This is a genomic window from Sphaerisporangium cinnabarinum (assembly GCF_055567015.1).
The window spans coordinates 191,794-208,937 of sequence record NZ_JBVHRG010000012.1; the positions used below are offsets into that span (position 1 = coordinate 191,794).

Sequence of the window (17,144 nt, forward strand, 5' to 3'; positions counted from 1 at the left end):
TCCCCGTCTAGCCCATACCCCCACACCCCCGATCGACACCCCACTCCCGAGGAGACACACCATGTGCAGTCCCGCCCTGTGCCGCACGTGCGGCAAGACCACCTGGACCGGCTGCGGCATGCACGCCGACGAGGTCATGGCCGAGGTGCCGCCCGAGCAGCGCTGCACCTGCGCCTGACGCGACCCGCCCGGGAGACCCCGGGGCCGGGCGACGACGGCAGCCCGCTGCCGACCTCAGCTCGACGAGCACCGAGACCAGAACCGACGAACGCAGGAGAGACGATCGTGGAGCTCGACCCCACCGACATGGGCAAGGTCGCCAACCGGCTCAAGCGCGCCCAGGGCCAGCTCGCGGCCGTCGTGCGCATGCTCGACGAAGGGCGGGACTGCGAGGACGTCGTCACGCAGCTCTCGGCCGTCTCGCGGGCCCTGGACCGCGCCGGGTTCGCGATCATCGCGTCCGGCATGCGCCAGTGCCTCACCGAGCCGACCGAGGACGGCGAGGACCCGACGCTCGACGTGGCGAAGCTCGAGAAGCTCTTCCTCTCGCTCGCCTGAGCGCGACGGCACCGGGACGCACGCGGCCCGCACCTCGCCTCACCCCTCGGGGTGGGCAGGGGTGCGGGCCGCGGCGTGTCAGCGTCCCGCGGGACCGCCCGCGGGAGCGCCCACGCCCTCCGGGTCCTCCGCCTCGGCGCCGAGCGGCGCCGCGAACTGGCTCTCGTACAGCCGGGCGTAGGCGCCGCCCGCCGCGAGCAGCTCGTCGTGCGAGCCCTGCTCGACGATCGAGCCGTGCTCCATGACGAGGATGGTGTCCGCGTCGCGGATCGTCGAGAGGCGGTGGGCGATGACGAACGACGTGCGGCCCTCGCGCAGCGCGTTCATCGCCTGCTGCACGAGCACCTCCGTGCGCGTGTCCACCGAGCTCGTCGCCTCGTCGAGCACGAGGATCGCCGGGTCGGCGAGGAACGCGCGCGCGATCGTCAGGAGCTGCTTCTCCCCCGCGCTCACGCTCGAGCCCTCGTCGTCGATCACCGTGGCGTACCCGTCGGGCAGCGTGCGCACGAACGGGTCGACGTGGGTCGCGCGTGTGGCGGCGAGGAACGCCTCGTCGTCCACGGTGCGGCCGTCGCGCACGCCGTAGCGCAGGTTCTCCTCGATCGTGCCCTTGAAGAGCCACGTGTCCTGCAGGACCATCCCGATGTCGGAGCGCAGGTCGTCGCGCGTCATGTCCCGCGTGTCCACGCCGTCGAGCGTGATCCGGCCCCCGTCCACGTCGTAGAACCGCATGAGCAGGTTGACGAGCGTCGTCTTGCCCGCGCCCGTGGGCCCGACGATCGCGATCGTCTGCCCGGGCTCCACGACGAGGTCGAGGTGCTCGATGAGCGAGACGTCCGGGTCGTAGGAGAACGAGACGTCCTCGAACGCGACGCGTCCGCGCACCGGGTCGACCGTCGCCGCGGGCGACGGGTCCGGCGTCTGCTCCTGCGCGTCGAGCAGGTCGTAGACGCGCTCCGCCGACGCGACGCCCGACTGGAGCAGGTTCATCATCGACGCGATCTGCGTGATGGGCTGCGTGAACTGCCGCGAGTACTGGATGAACGCCTGCACGTCGCCGAGCGTCATCGTGCCCGACGCGACCCGCAGGCCGCCCACGACCGCGACGATCACGTAGTTGAGGTTCGCGAGGAAGCCCATCGCCGGCTGGATGGTGCCGGAGATGAACTGCGCGCGGAAGCTCGCGTCGTAGAGGGCCGCGTTCTCGCGCTCGAAGTCGTCGATCGCGGCCTGCTGGTGGCCGTACACCTTGACCAGCGTGTGGCCCGTGTACATCTCCTCGATGTGCGCGTTGAGGCGGCCCGTCGCGGCCCACTGCCGGATGAACTGCGGCTGGGACCGCTTGGCGATCTGCGTCGTGACGACCACGGAGAGCGGCACCGTCACGAGCGCGACGACCGCGAGCAGCGGCGAGATCCAGAACATCACACCGAGCACGCCGACCACGGTGAGCACGGACGTCACGAGCTGCGACAGCGTCTGCGTGAGCGTCTGGGAGATGTTGTCGATGTCGTTCGTCACGCGCGAGAGGATCTCGCCGCGCGGGTTGCGGTCGAAGTACGACAGCGGCAGGCGCCCCAGCTTGGCCTGGACCTCGCCCCGCAGCCGGTAGACGGTGCGCTGCACGACGATCGCCGTGATCCGGCCCTGGAGCCAGCCGAAGAGGAACGAGCCGACGTACACGGCGAGCACCCACGCGAGCACGGTCGCGAGCGCCGTGAAGTCGATGCCCTCTCCCGGCACGAGCCCCGGCACGCCCGAGACGAGGTCGGCGACCTGGTCCTGGCCCTGCGCCCGCAGCGCCTCGACGGCCTGCTGCTGGGTGACGCCGGCCGGGAGCTGCGAGCCGACGACGCCCGCGAAGATGATGTTCGTCGCGTTGCCCAGGAGCTTCGGACCCGCGACCGCGAGCGCCACGGACACCACGCCGAGGATCACGACGGCGACGATCGGCACCCGCTCGGGGCGCAGCGAGGCCACGAACCGGCGCAGGGAGCCCTTGAAGTCGAGCGCCTTCTCCCCGGGGACGCCCATGCCACCCATGGGACCGTGCCCGCCGCCACCGCGGGGTCGGCCCGCGAGCCGGGTCCGGGCGACGTCGCGCCCCGTGCCGGCCGCCGCGGGTGCGCCCTCGGGCGAGGCCGCGCCCGACGTCGCGGGCGTGCGCGAGGCGTCCTGCTCGCCGCTCATGCTGCCTCCTCGATCGAGAGCTGGGAGTAGACGATCTCCTGGTACGTCTCGTTGGACTCGAGGAGCTCGGTGTGCGTGCCACGGCCGACGATGCGGCCGTGGTCGAGCACGAGGATCTGGTCGGCGCCCCGGATCGTCGCGACCCGCTGTGCCACGACGATCACCGTCGAGCGCCGCGTGCGGGGCGCGAGCGCCGCACGCAGGCGGGCGTCCGTCGCGTAGTCGAGCGCGGAGAACGAGTCGTCGAACAGGTAGACCGCCGGGTCGCGCACGATCGCCCGGGCGATCGCGAGCCGCTGGCGCTGCCCGCCCGAGAAGTTCGTGCCGCCCTGCGCGACCGGTGCGTCGAGGCCGCCGTCGAGCGCCTCGACGAAGTCGCGCGCCTGCGCGACCTCGAGGGCGTCCCACATCTGCTCCTCGGTGGCGTCCGGTCGGCCGTAGCGGAGGTTGTCCGCGACCGTCCCGGAGAAGAGGTAGGCCTTCTGCGGCACGAGGCCGAGGAGCGAGCCGAGGTCCGCGCCCGTGAGGTCGCGGACGTCGGTCCCGTCGATCCGCACGGCGCCGCCCGTCACGTCGAACAGCCGCGGCACGAGGTTGAGCAGCGTGGTCTTGCCGGAGCCGGTCGAGCCGATGATCGCCGTCGTCCGCCCGGGCTCGGCGACGAACGAGACGTCGTGGAGCACGGGCTCCTCGGCCCCGGGGTAGCGGAACTCGACGCCGTCGAGCTCGACGCGGCCCGTCCGCGTGGTGAGGGCGACGGGCCGCTCGGGCTCGACGACCGTCGCGCGGGTCTGCATGACGTCGGTGATGCGCTCCGCGGAGACGGCCGCGCGCGGCACCATCATGAACATCATCGTCGACATCATCACGGCCATGAGGATGTACATGAGGTAGGACAGGAACGCGGTGAGCGCCCCGACCTCCATGTCGCCGGCATCGATCTGTCGTCCGCCGAACCACAGGACCGCGATGCTCGACGCGTTCATGACGAGCATGACGGTCGGGAACATGAGCGCCATGAGCTTGCCCGCCTTGAGCGAGACGTCGAACAGGGCGTCGTTCGCGACGTCGAACCGCTCGGCCTCGCGCCGCTCGCGCACGAACGCGCGGATCACGCGGATGCCGGTGATCTGCTCGCGCAGCACGGCGTTGATGCCGTCGATCTTCTTCTGCATCTGTCGGAAGTAGGGCACCATCCGCCAGATGATGAGCCCGACGCTCACCCCGAGGACGGGCACGATGACGAGCAGCAGCCCGGAGAGCTCGACGTTCTCCTGCAGCGCCATGACGACTCCGCCGACCAGCATGATCGGCGCCATCACCATGATGGTCAGCGACAGCAGCACGAGCATCTGCACCTGCTGCACGTCGTTCGTCGTGCGGGTGATGAGGGACGGCGCGCCGAACTGGCCCATCTCCTGCGCGGAGAAGCGCTGCACGTTGGTGAACAGGCCGGCGCGCACGTCGCGGCCGAACGACATGGCGACCCGCGCGCCGAAGTAGACGGCCGCGACCGCGCACACGACCTGGCCCAGGCTCACGAGGAGCATGAGGCCGCCGGTGCGCATGATGTAGGCGGTGTCACCCTGCGTGACGCCCTGGTCGATGATGTCGGCGTTGAGGCTCGGCAGGTAGAGCGACGCGAGCGTCGCGAGGAGCTGGAGCACGAGGAGGACGGCGATCGGCGTCCGGTAGGGACGCAGTCGTGTCCGCAAGAGGCTGACGAGCATGGGCTTCCTGTCCGGGAGGGGGCTGCGGGACGAGGGCGCGAGCCGCGGGTCGCGGGTGCGCGGGGCGGGCGGCACCGGGCGAGGGTGCGCGCGCGTCGTGGACGGGGCCGCCGGGTCAGGGCGACGGGTCGGTCGTGACGTCCGCCCCGATGCCGCCGAGGATCAGGTCGGCGAGCTGCACGGCGTCGAGCCTGTCACCGCCCGAGAGGTGCGGCAAGGCGTTTCCGAAGACGAGCGAGAACAGCGCCCGGGCGGCCAGCGCCGGGTCCACGCGCAGCTGCGCCCGGTGCGCCGTGAGCTTGCGCTCGATCGCCGCGACGATCTCGCGCGCCGAGCGCTCCCGCGCGTCGAACCCGGCGCGGCGGGCGTCCGGGGCGTCCCCGGCCCGCATCCGGCGTACGGCCTCGGCGCGGTCCGCCGTCGCACCGCGGTGCGGGTCGAGCACCTGGTGCGCCGCGGCGAAGATGCGCATGCCGACGCGCTGCGCCTCGAGCAGGAAGTCGACGACGCTCACGACGAGCGGGCGCAGCCCGTCGTCGTCCGGGAGCGTGCCGATCGCGGCGACGGCGGGCGCCGGGTCGAGCGAGCGCACGACCGCCGCATGGAGGATCTCGCCCTTGTCCGCGAACGCGCGGAACAGCGTGCCCTCCGCGACGCCCGCCGCGTCGGCGATCTGGCGCGTCGTGACGGCGGCGCCGTGCTGGACGAGCAGCGGGATCGTCGCGGCGGCGATCGCGTCGCGGCGCTCCTCGCGCGAGAGCGGGCGCGCGCGCGTGCGCTCCGGGGCCGACGCGTCGGACGGCGCGTCGGTGGGTGCGTCGACGCGAGCGTCGGTCGGGGCGCCGGGGGGCACGGAGACGGGGACCACGCCTCGACGGTAACTGAGTGAGCACTCACTCTCAAGCCCGTCCGCTCCCGGCGAACCTCCGGCGGGCGGCACGACGACGCCCCCGCACCCGGGTGGGTGCAGGGGCGTCGTCGTGCGTGGCCGGGGGGCCACCCCGGCCGCTCAGGCTGCGCGGGTGGCGCGCCCCGTCAGTGCCGCGGCGAGAAGGACGGCGGCCCGCCGGCGGGCGGCTCGTCGGTCGGGGGCTGGTCCGTGGTGGGCGCGTCCTCGACGATCGGCTGCGGCGGCGGCGGCGCGTACTGCGACGGCCCGCCCAGCGGCCGCGGCGTGGCGGCCCCGGGCTCCGGCGCGGCCGCGTGGTGCTCGCCGGCGCCGCCCGGGTGCTGGCCCCGCTCGGTCTGCGGGTCGAACGGCAGGCCGGACCGGGTGCCCGAGCTCGTCGCGTCGGCGGTCGCCGCCTCCGCCTGGCGCCGCGCCTCGGCGAGGGCCTCGGCGGGGTCGGTGAGCGACGGGACGCCGAACTTCACACGGTCGCGCTCGCGCTCGCGACGCGCCTCGGCGCTCGCCTCGGCCGCCTCCGCGTCCTCGGCGGAGCCCCCGCTCGGCACTCCCCCGCCGTCGATCCCCGGCACGCCGCCGAACCCCTTGGCGATCGAGCCGAGCGCCGCGGTGAACTCCGTCGGCACGACCCACAGCTTGCTCGCCGTGCCGTTCGCGATCTGCGGGAGCATCTGCAGGTACTGGTAGGCAAGGAGCTTCGGGTCCGCGTCACCCTCGTGGATGGCGTCGAAGACCTGGAGGATGGCGCGCGCCTCGCCCTCGGCCCGGAGGATCTGGGACTGCGCGTCACCCTCGGCCCGGAGGATCGCCGCCTGCTTCTCGCCCTCGGCCGTGAGGATCTGCGACTGCTTGACGCCCTCCGCGGTGAGGATCGCGGCGCGACGGTCACGCTCGGCGCGCATCTGCTGCTCCATGGAGCCCTGCACGCTGGGCGGCGGGTCGATCGACTTGAGCTCGACGCGGTTCACGCGGATGCCCCAGCGGCCGGTCGCCTCGTCGAGCACGCCGCGCAGCTGGCCGTTGATCTGGTCGCGGCTCGTGAGCGTCTGCTCCAGGTCCATCGAGCCGATGACGTTGCGCAGGGTCGTGACGGTGAGCTGCTCGATCGCGGTGATGTAGTTCGCGATCTCGTAGACCGCGGACTTCGGCTCGGTGACCTGGAAGTAGATCACCGTGTCGATGCTCACCACGAGGTTGTCGGACGTGATGACCGGCTGCGGCGGGAACGACACGACCTGCTCGCGCAGGTCCACCGACGCGCGGACGCGGTCGATGAACGGCACCAGCAGGTGCAGGCCCGGCTCGAGCGTGCGCGAGTACCGGCCCAGGCGCTCGACGATGATCGCGACCGCCTGCGGCACGATGCGCACCGCCTTGACGAGCGCGACGATGACGAAGATCAGGATCAGCGCGAGGACGACGTACGCGAGGATCGTTCCGGGACTGGGGTCGTTCATCGACTGCCTCCTGGTCGTCGGTCGCGCGACCGGTCGCCCGGCGGCGCGGTACGGGTGTGCCGGGTGGTCACGACCCGGTGGGGTGCTGTGCGGGCAGCGGCGCGACGACGGCCGTCGCCCCGTCGATCCGGACGACGCGCACCTCGGTGCCCACGGGGATCTGCGGCGCGTCGGGCTCGGTCCGCGCGGTCCAGACCTCGCCGACGAGCTTCACGCGGCCGCCGAACTCGCTCACGCGGTCCACGGCGAGCGCCGTGCGGCCGACGTGCGCCGCGACGTTCGTCTCCGTGAGGGGGACGCGCGAGCGCAGGTGCCGCAGGAGCCACGGGCGCAGCGTGAGGAGCAGGATGACGCTCACGACCGCGAACGCGACGATCTGGAGCCAGAGCGGCCCGCCGGCGGCGTTGACGCCCGCCGCGGCGAGGGATCCCCCGGCGAGCATGATGAGCACGAGGTCGAGCGAGATGATCTCCACGAGACCGAGGAGCAGCGCCGCTCCGACCCACCACAGCCAGTCCATCTCGAACCCCCGTCCCCACGTGCGCGCTTTACGTGTACTTTACCGAATTTCCGCCCGTGGTGCACGCCCCGGGCGCACCCGGTGCGGAGGTCAGGCCCGTGCGGCCCGCGCCATCCACCGGCCGCCGCCGTGCGCGACGAGCAGCGGCACGCCGAACGCGTCGCTGAGGTTCTCCGCCGTGAGCACCTCGCGGATCGGGCCGGCGGTGTGCACCACGCCGTCCTTGAGCAGCAGGACGTGCGTGAAGCCCGGCGGGATCTCCTCGACGTGGTGCGTGACGAGCACGAGCACCGGCGACGCCGGGTCGCCCGCGAGCTCCGCGAGCGCCCCCACGAGCTCCTCGCGACCACCGAGGTCGAGGCCCGCGGCGGGCTCGTCGAGCAGCAGGAGCTCCGGGTCCGTCATGAGGGCACGCGCGATCTGCGTGCGCTTGCGCTCCCCCTCGGACAGCGTGCCGAAGGTGCGGTCCGCGAGGTGGTCGACGCCGAACGCGGCGAGCAGGTCGTCCGCACGCTGCGCGTCGAACTCCTCGTACTCCTCGCGCCACCGGCCCGTGACGCCGTAGGCGGCGGTGAGCACGACGTCGCGCACCGTCTCGTCGCCGGGGATGCGGTCGGCCAGGGCGGCGGACGCGAGCCCGACGCGCGGGCGCAGCTCGAACACGTCGACGCGGCCGAGCCGCTCGCCGAGGACGTCGGCCGTGCCGGCCGTCGGGTGCATGCGTGCGGACGCGATCTGCAGGAGCGTCGTCTTGCCGGCGCCGTTGCGGCCCAGCACGACCCACCGCTCGCCCTCGTTCACCTGCCAGTCCACCGCGTCGAGGATGGTCTTGGGGTGGCGTCGGACGGTGACGCCCTTCAGGTCGAGAACCGCGCTCATGGTCACCGACCCTATAGGTTGGCCGTCGTGGTCTCACACTCGTCCGGGGGTCCGCACGACGCCCCGCATCCCGCCCCGGGCCCCGGCTCCGCGTCGAGCGCGGGTGCCCTCCCCCGCAGCGCCCTGCTCGCGCTCTGGCTGCGCGCCGCGCGCCTCGGCGACGACGACGGGACGGCCCGCCTCGTGCGCGCCGTGGAGCGCGACGACGAGCCGCACGTGGTGTCCGGAGCGCTCGGCGACGTCCGGCTCGCGGACCTCGCGGGCGCGTGGGCCGGCGACGCGCGCGAGGTCGTCGCGCTCGCGCCGGTCCCCGGCGACGTATCGGGCGTCCCGCCCGAGGCCGCCGCGCACGCGACGGACGCGGGCGAGTGCGTCGTGGTCACGACGTCGTCCGGGTCGTGGGCGCTCGTCCCCGAGGTCACGGAGTTCGGCAGCGAGCTCGAGCCGGGCCACCTCGTCACGTGGCACGTGACGCAGGTCGGGCCGTGGAGCGCCCGTGTGCTCGGCGCGGTCGGGTCGCTCCCCGAGGCGGAGCGCGACCTGCGTACGGCCCTGCTGCTGGCCACGCGCGCCCTCGACGAGCTCGACGTCGCCCGCTGGCGCGACGACGCCGCGGGCGCCATCGCCGACCTGCGCGCGGGCGGCGCCCCGACGTGGCAGCTCCCGTCCGCCGTCCCGCCGCGCGCCGTCCAGGTCCTCGTGCAGGCCGTCCGGCTGAGGGCGATCGTCGACCTCGCGACCGCCGACGACGGCGGGTCGGTCAACCTCTGGCAGGCAGACCAGCGCTCGACGGCGCTGCGCGAGGTGGACCGCGCGTCGCGCCACGCGGTGGGCGCCGCCACCCTCTGGACCGCCACCACCTGACCCGGTCCGGGAGATCGGCCCGGGCGTGACGAGATCACCCTCCCGAGGGCCGATCTCGCACGCCGGGGTCGACCTCGCGCTGCCGAGGACCCGTCAGGCGCGCGACGTCACGCACGCGTCGAGGTGGGCGAGCGAGGAGGCCATCCCGGCGGCGTGGTCCTGCGGGGAGATGCCCGACGGCACGTCCGTGGCGCGGACCGTGACGAGCGCCCCGTCCGGGGCGGGCTCGACGGTCCACGTCATCGTCATGGTCCCGGCGAACGCCGGGTCGTCCGCGGCGAAGACGACCCGCTGCACGACGCTCCGGCCCGGGTCGAGGTCGACGATCGCGACGTCGACGACGTCGGTCCCCTCGCCCGTCTTGCCGGGGTCGGCCTGCGGGTCGTCGTAGGCGAGGACCATGCGGTAGCCGCCGCCGGGGCGCAGGTCGAAGCGCTCGAAGCGGCCGGTCATGCCGTCGGGCGGGAGCCAGGCCGCGAGCGCGTCCTCGTCGACGAGCGCGCGGTACACGGCGCGGGGCGCGGCGGCGACGAGGCGCGACGCCTCGTCGACCCGGCCGCTCCCCGCGGTGGTCACGACTGCTCCAGCACCGTCCGGTAGACCTCGAGCGTGCGATCGCCGATCGCGTCCCACGCGAAGTGGTCCTCGACGCGCTGACGGGCCGCGCGGCCCATCGCGGCGGCGCGCTCGGGGTCGGCCACGACCTGCGTGAGCGCGGCCGCGAGGTCGGCCACGAAGCGGTCGGGGTCGAGCGGGGTGCCCGTGCCGTCGTCCGCCTGGTCGATCGGCACGAGGAGGCCGGTGACGCCGTCGTCCACGACCTCGGGGATGCCGCCCGTGGCCGTCCCGACGACGGGCAGCCCGACGGCCATCGCCTCGAGGTTGACGATGCCGAGCGGCTCGTACACGGACGGGCAGACGAAGACGGTCGACGCGGCGAGCACCGCGACGAGCTCGGCGCGCGGCAGCATCTGCTCGATCCAGACGACCCCGCTGCGCTCGGCCTGGAGCTCGGCGACGGCGCCGCTCACCTCGGCGGCGATCTCCGGGGTGTCCGGGGCGCCCGCGCACAGGACGAGCTGGACGTCGTCGGGCAGCGAGCGCGCGGCCCGCAGCAGGTACGGCAGCCCCTTCTGCCGCGTGATCCGCCCGACGAACACCACGGCGGGCCGCCCGGGGTCGATGCCCAGGTCGCGCACGACGCGGTCGGCGACGTCCTGCTGGGTGCCGGGCTCGGGGCGGCGCCAGCCGTCGAGGTCGATCCCGTTGTGCACGACGTGCACCTTCGCCGGGTCGACCTGCGGGTAGACCCGCAAGATGTCGTCGCGCATCCCGCCGGAGACCGCGACGATCCCCGCCGCGCCCTCGTACGCGGTGCGCTCCGCCCACGACGACAGCGCGTACCCGCCGCCGAGCTGCTCCGCCTTCCACGGCCGCAGGGGCTCGAGCGAGTGCGCGGACAGCACGTGCGGGACGCCGTGCAGCAGCCCCGCGAGGTGGCCCCCGAGGTTCGCGTACCAGGTGTGCGAGTGCACGAGGTCGGCGCCCGCGACGTCGTCGGCCATCTGCAGGTCGACGCCGAACGTGCCGAGCGCGGCGTTCGCCCCGGACAGGACGCCGGGCGCGGAGTAGCCGGTCACGCCGTCCTCGCCGCGCGGGCCGTCGAAGCAGCGCACGCGCACGTCGACGTGGCGCCGCAGCACCGCGGACAGCTCGGCGACGTGCACGCCGGCCCCGCCGTAGACGTGCGGCGGGTACTCACGGGTCAGGAGGTCGACTCTCACGCGCCACACCGTAGCCGAGTCGCCCGCCGCGGACCCCCCGGTGGGCGGGGCCGAAGCGACCCGCGCCCAGGATGCGGGTCCTGCTGCGTGGTCCCGCCCCGAGGGGCTACCGTCTGGGCATGGCCGCCGCACCCCGAGTCCTCGCCATCGTCCTCGCCGGGGGCGAGGGCAAGCGCCTCATGCCGCTCACCGCCTCGCGGGCCAAGCCCGCGGTGCCCTTCGGGGGCATCTACCGCCTCGTGGACTTCGCGCTGTCCAACCTCGTGAACTCCCACTACCTGCACATCATCGTGCTGACGCAGTACAAGTCGCACAGCCTCGACCGGCACATCACGAAGACGTGGCGCATGTCGTCCCTGCTCGGCAACTACGTCGCGCCGGTGCCCGCGCAGCAGCGCGTCGGCAAGCACTGGTACCTCGGCAGCGCGGACGCGATCTACCAGTGCCTCAACATCATCGACGACGAGCGCCCGGACATCGTCGTGGTCGTGGGCGCGGACCACGTGTACCGCATGGACTTCTCCCAGATGGTCGACGCGCACGTGGAGTCCGGCGCGCAGCTCACCGTCGCGGGCATCCGCCAGCCGATCTCGATGGCGGACCAGTTCGGCGTCATCGAGACCGACCCGAAGGACCCGACGAAGATCGCGGCGTTCCGCGAGAAGCCCTCGGACCCGGTGGGCCTCGCCGACTCCCCCCACGAGGTGCTCGCCTCGATGGGCAACTACGTCATCGACACCGACGCGCTCGTCGACGCCGTCACGTCCGACGCCGCGAACGCGGACTCGCGCCACGACATGGGCGGTGACATCGTGCCCGCCTTCGTCGAGAAGGGCACGGCCGCGGTCTACGACTTCATCCGCAACGACGTGCCGGGCTCGACCGACCGCGACCGCGACTACTGGCGCGACGTGGGGACGATCGACTCGTACTACGACGCGAACAAGGACCTCATCGCCGTCACGCCGGTCTTCAACCTGTACAACGAGGAGTGGCCGCTGCACACCGGCTACACGGGGCTGCCGCCCGCGAAGTTCGTGCACGCGGGCCGCGGCCGCCTGGGCCACGCCGCGGACTCGCTCGTCTCCCCCGGCGTCATCATCTCGGGCGCGACGGCGGTCGGCTCCGTCCTGTCGCCCGGCACCTACCTGCACTCGTGGTCGTCCGTCTCGGACTCCGTGCTCATGGACGGCGTGCAGGTGCACCGCCACGCGCAGGTGCACCGCGCGATCATCGACAAGAACGTCGTCGTCGGGGAGCAGGCCCGTATCGGCCTCGACCCCGAGCAGGACCGCGCGCGCGGCTTCACGGTCACCGAGTCCGGGATCACGGTCGTCCCCAAGGGGACGGTCGTCGAGTGACGCCTTCTCCGACCGGTGTCGTGCACGTGCCCGACGCCGCGCCGAGCCCTGTCCCGCCCGCGACCGCCACGAGGAGCCCTCGCGTGACCCCCGACCCGCCGAGCGCCCCCGTGCGGCTCCTCGTCATGGACGTCGACTCGACGCTCATCGAGCAGGAGGTCATCGAGCTCCTCGCCGACCACGCGGGCACGCGGGCCGAGGTCGCCGCGGTGACCGAGCGCGCGATGCGCGGCGAGATCGACTTCGGCGCCTCGCTGCGCGAACGGGTCGCGACCCTCGCGGGCGTGCCCGTCGCGGCGTTCGCCGACGTCCGTGCGCGGGCGACCTTCACCCCCGGCGTGCGGGAGCTCGTCACCGAGGCCCGGCGCCGCGGCTGGGAGGTCGCGCTCGTCTCGGGCGGCTTCGAGGAGGTCGTGGCCGGGCTCGCGGCCGCGCTCGGCATCACGCGCTTCCGCGCGAACCGGCTCGAGGTCTCCGACGGGCGGCTCACGGGCCGCACGACGGGGCCGGTCGTCGACCGCGCGGCGAAGGAGGCCGCGCTGCGCGAGTTCGCGGCCGAGCTCGGCCTGCCGCTGAGCGCCACGATCGCCGTGGGCGACGGCGCGAACGACCTCGACATGATCGGCGCGGCGGGCGTCGGCATCGCCTTCGCGGCCAAGCCCGTCGTGCGCGAGCAGGCGCCCTACGGCGTCGACGGACCGCGCCTCGACGCGGTGCTCGCGGTCGTCGACCAGGTCGACGCCGCGCGCTGACCCCGGACGCGCGAGAGCCCCGGCACCGTGAGGTGCCGGGGCTCCGTCGTGCGGGTGCGCCGGGCTCGGGTCAGGACGGCCGGCCCACGTACGTCAGCAGGGCGGCCTGCGGCTCCCACGCGTCCCACGACGCCCCGAACTCCAGCACCGAGTACGTCGCGGTCGGCACGCCGACGCGCACCTGGGCGAGCGCGCCGCCGTCGGACGCCGGGTCGGCCAGGTACGACGCGGTGGCCGCCATCGTGGGCTCGTGCCCGACGACGAGCAGCGTGCGGACGCGCGGGTCCGTGGTGCGCAGGAGGTGCAGCACGTCGGCCACGTCGGCCGCGTACAGCCCGTCGCTCACCAGCACGTCGGGCTCGACGTCGCCCAGGTGCGCCGCGAGGAGCTCCCACGTCTGACGCGTGCGCAGCGCGGAGGAGCACAGCACGCGCTCGGGGACGAGCCCCGTCTCGCGCAGCGCCGCACCGACGCGCACCGCCTGCCGGCGGCCGTTGAGCGCGAGGGGACGCAGCACGTCGTCGACGCTCCCGCCGCCGGGCTCCGCCTTCGCGTGGCGCAGCAGGACGAGGCGGCGCGCGCCGCCGTCGGGGGTCTGCGCGCCGTTGCGCTGCTCCGCGGTCACTGCCCCATGGCGTGCACGCCGCCGTCGACGTGCACGATCTCACCGGTCGTCGCCGGGAACCAGTCGGACAGGAGCGCGACGACCGCGCGCGCGGCGGGCTCCGCCGTCGTCTGGTCCCAGCCCAGGGGAGCCCGGTTCGGCCAGCCGTCCTCCATCTGCTCGAAGCCCGGGATGGACTTCGCCGCCGTGGTGCGGATCGGGCCCGCGGAGACGAGGTTGGCCCGGATGCCGTCGGGGCCGAGGTCGCGCGCGAGGTAGCGGTTCGCGGACTCGAGGCCCGCCTTCGCGACGCCCATCCAGTCGTAGACCGGCCACGCGAACTGCGCGTCGAACGTCAGGCCGACGACGGCGCCCCCGTCGGTCATGAGGGGCTTCGCGGCGACCGCGAGGGACTTGTAGGAGAACGTCGAGACCTGGAGCGCGGTCGCCACGTCCTCCCAGGTGGCGGAGAGGAAGTTGCCGCCCATGACGCTCTGCGGCGCGAACCCGATCGAGTGCACGACGCCGTCCAGGCGGTCCGTGTGCTCGCGCACCGCGTCCGCGAGGCCGGCGAGGTCGTCGGCGTCCGTGACGTCGAGCTGCACGACGGGCGCCTCGACCGGCAGGCGCTTCGAGAAGGCCTGCGTGAGCTTCATCTGGCGGCCGAACGAGGAGAGCACGACCTCGGCTCCCTCCTCCTGCGCGAGCCGCGCCGCGTGGAACGCGATCGAGGAGTCGGTGAGCACTCCCGTGACGAGGAGCTTCTTACCGTCGAGCAGACCCATCGGTTTCCTTCCGTCGTGCGCCCGCTGTGGGCGCGCTGAGGCGAGCGTACTGAAAGAGAGGTGGGGCGGGCGCGTCGGTGACGGCGCCGCGGGCGGGCGCGGGACGCGCCGCCGGGAGCGGTCAGTGGCCCATGCCGAGGCCGCCGTCGACGGGGATCACAGCCCCCGAGACGTACGCGGCGTCGTCGGACGCGAGGAACTGCACGACGCCGGCGACCTCGTCCGCCTGGGCGAAGCGGCCCGCGGGGATGGCGGCCTTGTAGGCGGCCTGGCGCTCCTCGGGGAGCTCGGCGGTCATCGCGGTGTCGATGAACCCGGGCGCCACGACGTTCGCCGTGATGTTGCGCGACCCGAGCTCGCGCGTGATCGAGCGTGCCATGCCGACGAGCGCGGCCTTCGACGCGGCGTAGTTGACCTGGCCCGCGCCGCCGTAGAGGCCGATCACGGACGACACGAGCACGATGCGGCCGCGGCGCTGCCGGATCATGCCCTTCGTCACCCGGCGCACGCAGCGGAACGTCCCGGTGAGGTTGACGTCGATCACGGACTCGAAGTCCTCGTCGGTCATCCGCAGCAGGAGCTGGTCGTGCGTGACGCCCGCGTTCGCGACGAGCACCTCGACCGGGCCGAGCTCCTTCTCGATCTCGGAGAACGCGGCGTCGACGGCGGCGGTGTCGGTGATGTCCGCCACGGCGCCGAAGACGCCCTCGGGCAGGTCACCGCCCCGGTAGACGGTCGCGACACGGTCGCCGTTCGCGACGAAGCGCTCGGCGATGGCACGGCCGATGCCCCGGTTCGCGCCGGTGACGACGACGGTGCGCGGGGCGGGGGCGGTGGCTTCGGACACGTGCGGCTCCTCGGGACGGTCGGGTGGGTCGGCGGCCGGGGACGGGTCCCGCGCGGCCGGTGCCGGGTGGGCCCTGCCGGGCCCGGCGCGACGGCGCCGCACCGACCGTACCGTGCGCGGGGCCCGCGGTGCGCGGTGCGGCGAGGTCACACCGGTCCCCCACACTTTGTGGGGTCCCGACAAACGTAGACTGGACGGGTGACCACACGACGCGCCGCCCGGAGGTCGGCCGAGGCGGTCCCGAGCATCACCGCCGCCCCGGAACCGCTCGCCGCGGACCAGGCGCGCCGGGAGCGCAAGTACCTGATCCAGATGGGCATCCGCCTCGTGTGCATCTTCGGCGCCATCCTGGCGCAGGGCAGCTGGGTGACCTGGGTCCTCGCCGTCGGCGCGGTCGTGCTGCCGTACAGCGCGGTGCTCGTCGCCAACGCGGGCCGCGACCAGGCGCACTACGACACCTCCCCCATGGAGCACCGGGCGCTGCCCACGGCGGGAGCACCCGGAAGCCACGGCATCGCGGGCGCCGAGCCCCGCGAGCCGCACGACGACGAGGAGGACCGCCGGTGACCGACGTCCTGGGCCTCGCCGACCCCGTCGGCGAGGAGGAGCTGGTGTGCAGCGCCAAGGGCTGCCGCGAGGCCGCCGCGTGGGGTCTGCTGTGGAACAACCCCAAGATCCACACGCCTGAGCGGCGCAAGGTGTGGCTCGCGTGCGACGCGCACCGGGAGCACCTGGAGACGTTCCTCGGCGCCCGCTCGTTCTGGCGCTCGACCGTGCCGGTCGACGAGCTCGAGCGCCGGGCGGCCCCGTGACGCAGGCCGCACCACCGCACGTCCCCGCGGGCCCGACGCCGCAGCGCGCCACCGCGGACGCCCACCAGCCGCGCACGCCGCGCCAGTGGGCGACGCTCGCGGTCGGGGTCCTCGTCCTCGTCGCGCTGTGCCTCGTCGCGGGCCGCTGGCAGTGGAACCGCTACGTCTCGCGCGACGCCGAGATCGAGCGCATCGAGGCGAACTACACGTCGACCCCGGTCCCGGTGGAGGACGTGCTCCCCGCCCCCGGTGCGGAGCTCGACGAGGCCGACCTCTGGCGGCCGGTGACGCTCGAGGGCCGCTACGAGACGGACGCCACGGTCCTGCTGCGCAACCGGCCGGTCGGCGGCAGCCCCGGCTTCCACGTGCTCGTCCCGTTCGTGACGAACCCCACGCCGTCTGCGCCGGACGGGCTCGTCGTCGTCGTGGACCGCGGGTTCGTGCCGCTGGGGACCGACGCCGTCACCCCGGGGGACGTGCCCCCGCCCCCCGCGGGCGACGTCGAGGCGACCGTCACGCTGCGCGGCGACGAGCCGCCGTCGGGCCGGGACGCACCCGCGGGCCAGGTGCAGGCCATCTCGACGGACCAGGTCCTCGCCGCCGGCCCGGACGGCGGCGGCTGGGCCGAGGGCCGCACGGTCGGTGCCTACGGGCAGCTGCGCACCGAGGTCCCGCCCGCGGCGCAGACCCTGGAGGCGCTGCCGAAGCCGGACACCGACCCCGGCTCGCACCTGTCGTACGCGTTCCAGTGGGCGGTGTTCGCCCTCGGCGCCGTCGCCGGCTTCTGGCTCCTCGTGCGCCGCGACCGGCGCGACGCGCGCGGGGAGGAGACCACCCTCACCGCCGGTGACCTCCTCGCGGCCCAGGACCCGGACGCCGCGCGGGCCCGGCGGGAGCCGCGCTCGCGCCGTCCGAGCGCCGAGAACGAGGAGGACGCGCTCATCGACGCGCAGCTCGGCACGACGCCGGGTGACGCGAGCGAGCGACCGCCGCGCTAGGTGTACTGACCCGCTGCGTTGTTGACGCGGTCGATGGGGCGAATGCCGCCGATGCCAAGGTGGGGTCGGTTCATGTTGTAGTGCTCGAGCCATCGG

Annotated in this window: 18 protein-coding genes and 1 pseudogene; 8 read left to right on the plus strand and 11 right to left on the minus strand. The window is 74.0% G+C overall.

Annotated features, from left to right (window positions below; all coding sequences use genetic code 11):
• Window positions 1–61: 61 nt before the first annotated feature.
• The gene (locus ACZ4MO_RS17355; protein ID WP_488179681.1) at window positions 62–178 is read left to right on the plus strand and encodes a DUF8730 family Cys-rich protein; all 117 of its coding nucleotides are present in this window, start codon (window positions 62–64) and stop codon (window positions 176–178) included.
• 107 nt (window positions 179–285) lie between these two features.
• Window positions 286–558, plus strand: a complete 273-nt coding sequence (locus tag ACZ4MO_RS17360) for a metal-sensitive transcriptional regulator (protein ID WP_086150609.1) — start codon at window positions 286–288, stop codon at window positions 556–558.
• Between the two features lie 78 nt (window positions 559–636).
• On the opposite strand, the gene ACZ4MO_RS17365 is transcribed toward ACZ4MO_RS17360, so the two are convergent.
• The 6 genes and pseudogenes from ACZ4MO_RS17365 to ACZ4MO_RS17390 form a co-directional block, all read right to left on the minus strand.
• Window positions 637–2,748, minus strand: a complete 2,112-nt coding sequence (locus tag ACZ4MO_RS17365) for an ABC transporter ATP-binding protein (RefSeq protein ID WP_175009859.1) — start codon at window positions 2,746–2,748, stop codon at window positions 637–639.
• Window positions 2,745–4,478 (minus strand): ABC transporter transmembrane domain-containing protein, encoded by a 1,734-nt coding sequence (locus ACZ4MO_RS17370; protein ID WP_175009860.1) that lies wholly within the window; start codon window positions 4,476–4,478, stop codon window positions 2,745–2,747. Before ACZ4MO_RS17370 ends, ACZ4MO_RS17365 begins: the two co-directional genes overlap by 4 nt.
• Before the next feature lie 115 nt (window positions 4,479–4,593).
• Window positions 4,594–5,346 carry a TetR family transcriptional regulator gene (locus ACZ4MO_RS17375; protein ID WP_175009861.1) on the minus strand — a complete coding sequence of 251 codons (753 nt, stop codon included), beginning with the start codon at window positions 5,344–5,346 and terminating at the stop codon, window positions 4,594–4,596.
• 368 nt (window positions 5,347–5,714) lie between these two features.
• A pseudogene (locus tag ACZ4MO_RS17380) lies at window positions 5,715–6,842 on the minus strand (SPFH domain-containing protein); the annotation flags it as partial.
• 67 nt (window positions 6,843–6,909) lie between these two features.
• Window positions 6,910–7,362 carry an NfeD family protein gene (locus ACZ4MO_RS17385; RefSeq protein ID WP_034655620.1) on the minus strand — a complete coding sequence of 151 codons (453 nt, stop codon included), beginning with the start codon at window positions 7,360–7,362 and terminating at the stop codon, window positions 6,910–6,912.
• Window positions 7,363–7,452: 90 nt separating this feature from the next.
• Window positions 7,453–8,241, minus strand: coding sequence for an ABC transporter ATP-binding protein (locus ACZ4MO_RS17390; RefSeq protein WP_021483599.1), 789 nt, complete (start codon window positions 8,239–8,241; stop codon window positions 7,453–7,455).
• 27 nt (window positions 8,242–8,268) lie between these two features.
• On the opposite strand from ACZ4MO_RS17390, the gene ACZ4MO_RS17395 reads away from it, so the two are divergent.
• Window positions 8,269–9,105 (plus strand): Rv1486c family protein, encoded by an 837-nt coding sequence (locus tag ACZ4MO_RS17395; protein ID WP_255437361.1) that lies wholly within the window; start codon window positions 8,269–8,271, stop codon window positions 9,103–9,105.
• A 93-nt stretch (window positions 9,106–9,198) separates the two neighbouring features.
• Here the strand turns inward: ACZ4MO_RS17395 and ACZ4MO_RS17400 are convergent, their stop codons facing one another.
• Both ACZ4MO_RS17400 and glgA read right to left on the minus strand, forming a co-directional pair.
• The gene (locus tag ACZ4MO_RS17400; protein ID WP_175009863.1) at window positions 9,199–9,681 is read right to left on the minus strand and encodes an SRPBCC domain-containing protein; all 483 of its coding nucleotides are present in this window, start codon (window positions 9,679–9,681) and stop codon (window positions 9,199–9,201) included.
• Complete coding sequence (gene glgA, locus ACZ4MO_RS17405; RefSeq protein WP_175009864.1) at window positions 9,678–10,889, minus strand: glycogen synthase; 1,212 nt, start codon at window positions 10,887–10,889, stop codon at window positions 9,678–9,680. The genes ACZ4MO_RS17400 and glgA overlap by 4 nt, the downstream gene beginning before the upstream one ends.
• 119 nt (window positions 10,890–11,008) lie before the next feature.
• Between glgA and glgC the strand changes: the two genes are divergently transcribed.
• Together glgC and serB are read left to right on the plus strand one after the other, a co-directional pair.
• Window positions 11,009–12,250: a glucose-1-phosphate adenylyltransferase gene (gene glgC / locus ACZ4MO_RS17410; RefSeq protein WP_175009865.1), complete on the plus strand. Its 1,242-nt coding sequence runs from the start codon at window positions 11,009–11,011 to the stop codon at window positions 12,248–12,250.
• 83 nt (window positions 12,251–12,333) lie between these two features.
• Window positions 12,334–13,002: a phosphoserine phosphatase SerB gene (serB, locus tag ACZ4MO_RS17415; RefSeq protein ID WP_255437362.1), complete on the plus strand. Its 669-nt coding sequence runs from the start codon at window positions 12,334–12,336 to the stop codon at window positions 13,000–13,002.
• A 70-nt stretch (window positions 13,003–13,072) separates the two neighbouring features.
• Here serB and ACZ4MO_RS17420 read toward each other — a convergent pair whose 3' ends face one another.
• The 3 genes from ACZ4MO_RS17420 to fabG all read right to left on the minus strand — a co-directional run bounded on the left by ACZ4MO_RS17420 (window position 13,073) and on the right by fabG (window position 15,238).
• Window positions 13,073–13,627, minus strand: a complete 555-nt coding sequence (locus ACZ4MO_RS17420) for a histidine phosphatase family protein (protein ID WP_175009866.1) — start codon at window positions 13,625–13,627, stop codon at window positions 13,073–13,075.
• Complete coding sequence (gene fabI, locus ACZ4MO_RS17425; RefSeq protein WP_175009867.1) at window positions 13,624–14,391, minus strand: enoyl-ACP reductase FabI; 768 nt, start codon at window positions 14,389–14,391, stop codon at window positions 13,624–13,626. Before fabI ends, ACZ4MO_RS17420 begins: the two co-directional genes overlap by 4 nt.
• Window positions 14,392–14,512: 121 nt before the next feature.
• Complete coding sequence (gene fabG, locus ACZ4MO_RS17430; protein WP_108047549.1) at window positions 14,513–15,238, minus strand: 3-oxoacyl-ACP reductase FabG; 726 nt, start codon at window positions 15,236–15,238, stop codon at window positions 14,513–14,515.
• A 198-nt stretch (window positions 15,239–15,436) separates the two neighbouring features.
• Here fabG and ACZ4MO_RS17435 point away from each other — a divergent pair, with 198 nt between their 5' ends.
• The 3 genes from ACZ4MO_RS17435 to ACZ4MO_RS17445 are packed head-to-tail and all read left to right on the plus strand — an operon-like array spanning window position 15,437 to window position 17,048.
• A complete protein-coding gene (locus ACZ4MO_RS17435; protein ID WP_074807059.1) occupies window positions 15,437–15,805 on the plus strand; it encodes a DUF3099 domain-containing protein in 369 nt (122 codons plus the stop codon).
• Window positions 15,802–16,050 carry a hypothetical protein gene (locus ACZ4MO_RS17440; protein WP_108047547.1) on the plus strand — a complete coding sequence of 83 codons (249 nt, stop codon included), beginning with the start codon at window positions 15,802–15,804 and terminating at the stop codon, window positions 16,048–16,050. The genes ACZ4MO_RS17435 and ACZ4MO_RS17440 overlap by 4 nt, the downstream gene beginning before the upstream one ends.
• Window positions 16,047–17,048 carry an SURF1 family cytochrome oxidase biogenesis protein gene (locus ACZ4MO_RS17445; RefSeq protein ID WP_175009868.1) on the plus strand — a complete coding sequence of 334 codons (1,002 nt, stop codon included), beginning with the start codon at window positions 16,047–16,049 and terminating at the stop codon, window positions 17,046–17,048. Before ACZ4MO_RS17440 ends, ACZ4MO_RS17445 begins: the two co-directional genes overlap by 4 nt.
• The last annotated feature ends 96 nt before the right edge of the window (window positions 17,049–17,144 follow it).

Bases quoted from the DNA above. Each gene is read 5' to 3' on its own strand.
- ACZ4MO_RS17365 (WP_175009859.1), bottom strand. From the start codon at position 2,748: ATGAGCGGCGAGCAGGACGCCTCGCGCACGCCCGCGACGTCGGGCGCG.
- ACZ4MO_RS17370 (WP_175009860.1), bottom strand. From the start codon at position 4,478: ATGCTCGTCAGCCTCTTGCGGACACGACTGCGTCCCTACCGGACGCCG.
- fabI (WP_175009867.1), bottom strand. From the start codon at position 14,391: ATGGGTCTGCTCGACGGTAAGAAGCTCCTCGTCACGGGAGTGCTCACC.
- ACZ4MO_RS17355 (WP_488179681.1), top strand. From the start codon at position 62: ATGTGCAGTCCCGCCCTGTGCCGCACGTGCGGCAAGACCACCTGGACC.
- ACZ4MO_RS17390 (WP_021483599.1), bottom strand. From the start codon at position 8,241: ATGAGCGCGGTTCTCGACCTGAAGGGCGTCACCGTCCGACGCCACCCC.
- ACZ4MO_RS17385 (WP_034655620.1), bottom strand. From the start codon at position 7,362: ATGGACTGGCTGTGGTGGGTCGGAGCGGCGCTGCTCCTCGGTCTCGTG.
- glgC (WP_175009865.1), top strand. From the start codon at position 11,009: ATGGCCGCCGCACCCCGAGTCCTCGCCATCGTCCTCGCCGGGGGCGAG.